This is a genomic window from Streptomyces sp. SID12501 (genome assembly GCF_010550245.1).
Classification (GTDB): domain Bacteria; phylum Actinomycetota; class Actinomycetes; order Streptomycetales; family Streptomycetaceae; genus Streptomyces.
Genome location: NZ_JAAGLU010000969.1, coordinates 1 through 398 on the forward strand (window position 1 = coordinate 1; position 398 = coordinate 398).

Consider the following 398-nt stretch of genomic DNA (forward strand, 5'->3'; position numbering starts at 1 on the left):
CCGTGCGCCGCGGTCGCGTCCGGGCCGGCGCACCGGGGCGACCGCGCCTGGCAGACTGGGCCGCCGGTCCGCCCTGGTGTAACGGCAGCACGCAGGCCTTTGGAGCCTTGCGGTCCAGGTTCGAATCCTGGGGGCGGAGCCCGGTGCGGCGGGTGACCTCCGTCCCCTGCCACGGCCGGTCCCGCCTCCCTAGCGTGGACGCATGAGCGACCCGTTGCCGTACGGCCCCGTCCTCGCACGCCTCGCGGAGCCGCTGCGCCGCGGCTTCCTGGTGGTGAACCGACGCGTCGCGGCGCCCCTCCTGCGCCGGGGCGGGGGTGTGCTGCTCGCGACGCCGCTGGCGGGGTCGATCCTGCTGCTGGCGACGCGGGGCCGCGCGAGCGGGGAGCGTCGGGAGG

At 77.9% G+C, this 398-nt stretch carries 1 protein-coding gene and 1 tRNA gene; both read left to right on the forward strand.

Going from position 1 to position 398, the window contains the following annotated elements; genetic code table 11:
* Positions 1-67 precede the first annotated feature (67 nt).
* Positions 68-139 (forward strand) — tRNA-Gln (locus G3I71_RS49380).
* A gap of 63 nt (positions 140-202) precedes the next feature.
* The coding region (locus tag G3I71_RS49385; protein WP_164325515.1) for a hypothetical protein at positions 203-398 on the forward strand (196 nt) is incomplete at its 3' end.